The 6,481-nt window shown below is 37.8% G+C and carries 7 protein-coding genes; all 7 read left to right on the top strand.

Features of this window, described 5'->3' with window-relative positions; genetic code table 11:
- A partial coding sequence (locus ASU35_RS01360) for a phage major capsid protein (RefSeq protein WP_147525327.1) occupies positions 1-226 on the top strand: 226 nt, incomplete at its 5' end.
- 65 nt (positions 227-291) lie between these two features.
- Entirely contained in the window at positions 292-507 is a 216-nt protein-coding gene (locus tag ASU35_RS01355; RefSeq protein WP_083504084.1) for an excisionase, read from the top strand.
- Between the two features lie 111 nt (positions 508-618).
- Complete coding sequence (locus ASU35_RS01350) at positions 619-828, top strand: MerR family transcriptional regulator (protein ID WP_058351334.1); 210 nt, start codon at positions 619-621, stop codon at positions 826-828.
- Entirely contained in the window at positions 828-2,108 is a 1,281-nt protein-coding gene (locus ASU35_RS01345) for a site-specific integrase (protein WP_058351332.1), read from the top strand. Before ASU35_RS01350 ends, ASU35_RS01345 begins: the two co-directional genes overlap by 1 nt.
- A gap of 89 nt (positions 2,109-2,197) precedes the next feature.
- Positions 2,198-4,333 carry a hypothetical protein gene (locus ASU35_RS01340; protein ID WP_147525326.1) on the top strand — a complete coding sequence of 712 codons (2,136 nt, stop codon included), beginning with the start codon at positions 2,198-2,200 and terminating at the stop codon, positions 4,331-4,333.
- A 187-nt stretch (positions 4,334-4,520) separates the two neighbouring features.
- Complete coding sequence (locus ASU35_RS01335) at positions 4,521-4,973, top strand: low molecular weight protein-tyrosine-phosphatase (RefSeq protein ID WP_058351330.1); 453 nt, start codon at positions 4,521-4,523, stop codon at positions 4,971-4,973.
- A 14-nt stretch (positions 4,974-4,987) separates the two neighbouring features.
- Complete coding sequence (locus ASU35_RS01330; RefSeq protein WP_058351329.1) at positions 4,988-6,424, top strand: phospholipase D-like domain-containing protein; 1,437 nt, start codon at positions 4,988-4,990, stop codon at positions 6,422-6,424.
- Positions 6,425-6,481 lie beyond the last annotated feature (57 nt).

Raw genomic sequence — 6,481 nt, 5'->3', positions numbered from 1 at the left:
TGTAAATGGCTATAAATTTTTTAAAATTAATGCGAAAAGTTTTTATTCCTCAAAGCTGGCTTTTGGTGATTTTAGTTACTACTGGATTCTCAATCGCAGACCTTTGGCTGTCAGAGCACTTAAGGAGAAGTTCGAACTTTATGACCAGACGGGCTACCTTGGGATGGAGTATATTGACGGCAAACTTGTGAACAGAGAAGCAATCAAGGTTATGCAGATTTCATAACCAATACAAATATCATTAGTCGGGGCGGAAATATCCGTTCCGGCAGGGAGGTGAGCATAATGCATATGGTTGAAACAGAGAAAAATGATAGTGCGTTGCCTGTTGGTGAGAAGTTTATGCTCACTATCAAAGAGGCAGCACCTTACTACAATATAGGTATAAAAAAACTGCGTAGGCTAGCAGAGGATAACCTTGGTGTGTTTTCAGTGTATAGCGGAAACAGATACCTAATTGTAAAACCAAAGTTCGAAGAATTCATCTGTAATTCTTCAGAAATATAGTTCCTTTTATCTGCCGAAAGTAGTTGCTATTTCAGGAGTGTAGAGGGAATATACGATGAACCCAATAAACCCTTGGAAACAGCCATTTTTGGCAGAAAGAAATGTGATGTTATGGCAAAGCCAAACTTAGGAGAAAAGGATATCTTGAACCCATCGGAGGCGATTGAATATTTTGTCTTGAGCCGAAGAAAGTTTTATGATTTGTTGAAAAATACGGATGGAGAAGATTTCTTGGCATATTACGGAGAACGTAAGCTGATTATCCGTGTAGCCTTTGAAAAATATTTATTGCACCATCCAGAGTTAAGGAGGCAGGTATAATGGCGAAAGCAGGAAGAGGGCAGACAAGGCGTGATTCCAAACGAAGAGTTCTTCGTCCGGGAGAAAGCGTCAGAGCAGATGGAAAATATCAATATAAATATCATATCGATGGCAAACCGCATTTTGTCTACAGTTGGAAGTTAGAACCAACGGATAAATTGCCAAAGGGAAAAAAGCCATGCTTGTCACTCCGGGAACTTGAGAAACAGGTCAATTCTGAAATTGAAACACTCCCAAATATGGCAGATGGTCAAATGACAGTATGTGAACTTGTAGACCGATATCTCAGAACCAAGACGGGAGTACGACAGAGTACCAAGCAGGGATATGTCACAGTGCAAAGAGTTCTTGCCAAAGAGCCTTTCGGCAAGAAAACAATCCGAAGTGTGAAAACATCGGATGCGAAGCTGTTTCTTATCAAGCTACAACAAGAAGATAAGAAAAGCTACAGTTCCATCCACACCATCCGGGGAGTGCTTAGACCTGCCTTTCAGATGGCGGTGGATGACGATATTATAGTAAAGAATCCATTCGGATTTCAACTTGCCGGAGTTGTGGTAAATGACTCGGTAACAAGAGAGGCAATAAGCAAAGACCAGATGAGAAAGTTCTTAAAGTTTGTGCATGACGATGTAGTGTACTGTAAATATTATGAAGTGGTGTACATTCTCTTTCACACGGGAATGCGAATATCTGAATTTTGTGGTCTGACAATGAAAGACATTGATTTGGAGAAGAGAATCATTAACATCGACCATCAGCTACAAAGAACATCAGATATGCGGTACATTATTGAAACTACAAAAACGGATGCTGGAACGAGGAAACTTCCCATTACAGAGGATGTGGCACAGATGTTTCAGGCAATCATTGAGGACAGAGTACCACCAAAGGTTGAAAAGGTAATTGATGGCTATAGTGGATTCCTTTTCTATGATGAAAACGATATGCCGCTTGTGGCAATGCACTGGCAGCACCGATTCAATCACATGGTAGGCAGGTACAATGATATCTACCGGGTGCAGATGCCGAACGTTACGCCTCATGTGTGCCGACATACCTATTGTTCCAATATGGCAAAATCTGGAATGAATCCAAAGACGCTGCAGTACCTCATGGGGCATTCAGACATATCGGTTACAATGAATGTGTACACGCATATTGGCTTTGATGATGCCGAGGAAGAACTGAAACGGATGGAAGAGTTTAGAAAAGCACAAGCAGAGGTTGAAAAGAAGAATGAGAAACCTATGTCGCAGAAAATGTTTAAGATTTGTTAAAGGGATGAATACTAATATATAACCCAAGCATATATTTATTGTAATAAATAAGGGAGGATGATAAAATGATCTATGGGACGGTGATGCTAATGAAAAAGAATGATACATTTATTACGCAATCAATGTTATCATCATATTTGGCAGTAGAAACAAAAGATTATTTGGAATTAATCCTTCCTTTTGTGTGTATGTGCTTACCAGAGAAAATAGATGATATGATTGAGCTGGAAAAAACTCAAAGTGCGCTTAAACAAAACTATGGATTGGATATTCCTGTTAATGTTGTAGAAAAATTACTGATAAGGCTGTGTAAACAAAAAAGAGGAGCAGTAGTTAAAAAAATATCATCTGGATATGCTGTAAATAGTATATATAATGCAGATGAATTTGAAAATAGAACCCGCAAAATAAAGAAATCAATAGATGCAGTTATTAGTAAAATGCAGAAATATATGCATAAAGAAAAATATATGAAAGATGCATCTTCTGATAAAATGAGAGAGTATTTGGTCGTGTTTCTTGATACATATAATTATTCGGTATTAGATGACACGCAGAGTTTGGATGCTATAACATTAAATAAAAATTCAGAATCAAATTATTATGTGGCGCAGTTTATTTTGACAGAATACGCAAATGATACTGCAGAATTTCAAGATATTTTAGAAATTATAAAAGGGTCATTAGTTGCAAAATCCATATATTATTTTATGAATTCTGAAAATGATATTTCAAAAAAACGTATACAAGGTACAAAATTTATACTAGATACAAGAGTGCTTATTGATATTTTAGGATTAAATTTGCAGCAAGAATGTAAAGCGACACGAGAATTGCTAGAATTAATTATTAGTAATGGAGGAAAAGTTGTTACATTCGATTATTATGTAGAAGAGCTAAGGGGTATTATACATCGTTTTGAAAAGACACCAGAGACAAGACTAGAATTAAGTTTAAATTGGTTTGTGAGAAATGGATATTCATCTCAAGATGTTTCTGCTTATGCAGGCACAATAGAAGATAGATTACAAGAGTATAATATAGATATTATTCATAAGCCAGATTATGAAAAAAATATTACTACACAAAAATGGCATATAGATTATGCACAATTAAGAGATGTATTGAATCAGCAAATTGACTATAGGACAAAAAAAGATGAGTATTATTCAGATGCTTTAATTCATGATGTAGATACAATAGAGGCAATTGCATATGAAAGAGGAAATAGTAAGCGTTGTTCTATTTTTAATTGTAAAGTTATTTTTATTACAAAAAATACAGATATTTGTAACACCATTTTTAGTTTGTATAAAAATGACAGATTTAGAAATGGAGAAGTGAATTTTGCGATGTCAGATGTAGATTTGACTTCCATTATTTGGTTATCAACATTTGGAAAAAATAGCGATTTACCAAAGTTGAAACTTCTAGAACATGCTTATAGTGCGTGTGCACCTTCAAGAATAATAATGAGTGAATTTCTGGCAAAGGTACATTCCTTAGAGGAAACTGAAAAAATTAGTCAAGAGATGGCAATCATGCTAAGATCACAATATGCTACAATAAATGATTTAAGTGAAATATCTCATAATAAAGAGGGTTCTGTTACAGATGAAGTTATTTTTGAAATGGTTAGAAGGGTGAAAAATAGAGCTGAGAAGGATGTGAAAATACAATTAAGAAAAGAAATTTGTGAATTACAAAAAGAAAGAAAAGAAGTTGAAGAAGACAGGGACGCTGTTGAAAAAAGAAGAAATGAACTGATAGGAGAGCAAAGAAAAACTTCTAAGTTAAAGCAAGATACAGAAATTGTTATTGATAACTTGGAGAAGAAGCGAAATGCCTTATCAAAGGAAAAAGCGGAATATGAAAAAAAGGTTGAATATGTTAAGACAAAACAAAAGGATCTAATTCAAAAAGCTAAAGATAAAGCAAATATGATTAAAGTGATAACAAAAATATTGATATATGTTGTATTATCGGTGCTTTCTTTTGGAATTACGCTTTTGTTTGCGATTGGAACCTGGAAAATCTCTGATTTAACAGATGTTAGTTTGGTTTGGTCATATGTTTATGTTGGTTCTGTATCAATTATATGTTTGGTTATAACAATTATTTCAATTGTAAAATGGCTTAGTTTTTATGTTTCTAAAGTGGCTGTAAAAGTATATGATTATTGCTATTCTCGAGAAATAAAGAAACATAAAGAATTCTTTGATTAGATAAAATGGTAGTAAGACATCTTCGTTTTACTACCATTTCTACTACTAAGCGGTAGTAAAACATTGCATAAGTATGCTGAATTTCGCCTCAATTTGCATTTTTGACGCAAAATCACAACAACCATAAAATACCCGAAAACTCTCGCAAAACAGGGCATTTCAAGGCAAAAAGGAGTAAATCAAAACGATGATAAAAGTACTTTTCATCTGCCACGGCAACATCTGCCGCAGCACCATGGCCGAGAGTGTACTAACCCACCTCGTAAAACAAAAAGGTTTAGAATCCCACTTTGAAATCAATTCAGCGGCAACCAGCCGTGAGGAAATCGGCAATCCGCCCCATCGGGGAACGGTAATGAAGCTTCGGGAAGAGGGGATACCGGTTGTACCTCATCAGGCAGTGCAGATGACCCGGGAAGACTATGAGCATTATGACTATCTGATAGGGATGGACAGTGCCAATATCCAGAATATGACAAGGATAGCAGGCGGTGACCCGGAAGGGAAGATATATAAGCTTTTGTCCTTTGTCGGATCGGGAAGGGATGTGGCGGATCCGTGGTATACTGGGGATTTTGACCAGACCTATAATGATGTACTGCTGGGACTTACTGGATTTTTAAAGAAATTAGAGTTGTGAAATGAGGGTGAACTATGAAAGTAAAACGCCTGAAAAGAGGCTGGCTGGTACTGCTGCTTGTGGTGCTGGCCTTGTTGTATTTGATTATAGGAGCAGTAGCTCCCTTTTTGAGATACCGGAAGGTGACAGAGTTGGTGGAAATAGAGCTTGAAAAAAAGGCAGCAGAGGAAAGCTGTGACCGGGCGATGCTTTTGAAGACGAATACCAGTGCCTGGGAGGAGAGGATACGGCTGTTTTCCCAGGCAGAGGAGGAGATTATTCTATCGACCTTTGATATGCGGCCGGGAGAAAGCACCCGGGACATTCTTGCCATGCTTCTACATAAGGCAGAAGAGGGCATACAGGTGAAAATACTGGTAGATGGCTTTAGTGGGCTCATTCGTATGGAAGGAAAACCGCTTTTTTATGCAGCTTCTTCCCATCCGAATATTGAGATTAAGCTATATAATCCAGTGAATCTGTTGACACCCTGGAAGACTCAGGGGAGGATGCATGATAAGTATGTAATTGTAGATGATAAGGCCTTTGTGCTGGGTGGAAGAAACTGTTTTGACTATTTTATCGGAGATTATGATACAAAAAATAAAAGCTTTGATAGAGAAGTGTTGATTTATAATACTGCGAATGGTACTGAGGCTGGAAGGGAAAGCTCCTTGTACCAGGTAAAGACTTATTTTGAAAAGGTATGGAATGGCGGGGAGTGTCAGCTGTTTCATGATAAGGAGAGTCTGGCTGAAAGGAAAAGGGTAGATAAGGAACGGAAGCTTTTGGAAGGAAGGTATGAGAAGCTAAAGACAGAGAACTCGGAGCTTTTTGAAGAATTTGATTATGCAAAGGTCACCTGGCCGACAGAGGATGTTCAGTTGATTTCGGGAGAAACCGGGATTTATGGAAAGGAGCCGGTTGTATTTGAAAAGCTTTGTCAGTTGATGGAGCGGGCAGAGAAACGGATTATTGTGCATACGCCGTATATTGTCTGCAATGAGGATATGTATGAAAGACTGGAAGAGGTGGCGAAAAAGGCACCGGATATTCATATTATGATTAATTCCGTTGAAAATGGAGATAATCTGGTGGCTTCCAGTGATTATCTGCAAAATAAGGAAAAGGTAGTGGCTGTTGGAATTCCCCTTCTGGAATATGATGGTGGGATCTCCAGTCACGGGAAATCAATAGTCATTGATGATGACATTTCTATCATTGGCTCTTACAATATGGACCTTCGCAGCACCTATATGGACACGGAGCTTATGCTGGCTGTGCGGAGTGAGGGACTGACAAAGGAGCTGGCAGCCAATATGGAAGGGATGGAGAAGGACTGCAGACGGGTGTTGTCTGCAACGGAGTATGAAACGCCGGAGCATATACAGGTAGAGGAAATTCCATTGCCAAAAAAGATGGTTTTTCGGCTTCTGGGAATCTTATTGAAGCCTTTCCGTTGCGTAATTTAACACGACAAACGCATGAATGAATAAATTATGAACACCCCCGTCCAGATTTTTGATATA

The organism is Acetivibrio ethanolgignens, assembly GCF_001461035.1.
Classification (GTDB): Bacteria; Bacillota; Clostridia; order Lachnospirales; family Lachnospiraceae; genus Velocimicrobium; species Velocimicrobium ethanolgignens.
The sequence above is the reverse complement of the archived record's forward strand: the minus strand, read 5'-3'. Positions and strand labels throughout refer to the sequence as shown.

Coding starts and splice junctions, on each gene's coding strand:
- ASU35_RS01355 (WP_083504084.1), top strand. CDS start 292: ATGGTTGAAACAGAGAAAAATGATAGTGCGTTGCCTGTTGGTGAGAAG.
- ASU35_RS01350 (WP_058351334.1), top strand. CDS start 619: ATGGCAAAGCCAAACTTAGGAGAAAAGGATATCTTGAACCCATCGGAG.
- ASU35_RS01345 (WP_058351332.1), top strand. CDS start 828: ATGGCGAAAGCAGGAAGAGGGCAGACAAGGCGTGATTCCAAACGAAGA.
- ASU35_RS01340 (WP_147525326.1), top strand. CDS start 2,198: ATGAAAAAGAATGATACATTTATTACGCAATCAATGTTATCATCATAT.
- ASU35_RS01335 (WP_058351330.1), top strand. CDS start 4,521: ATGATAAAAGTACTTTTCATCTGCCACGGCAACATCTGCCGCAGCACC.
- ASU35_RS01330 (WP_058351329.1), top strand. CDS start 4,988: ATGAAAGTAAAACGCCTGAAAAGAGGCTGGCTGGTACTGCTGCTTGTG.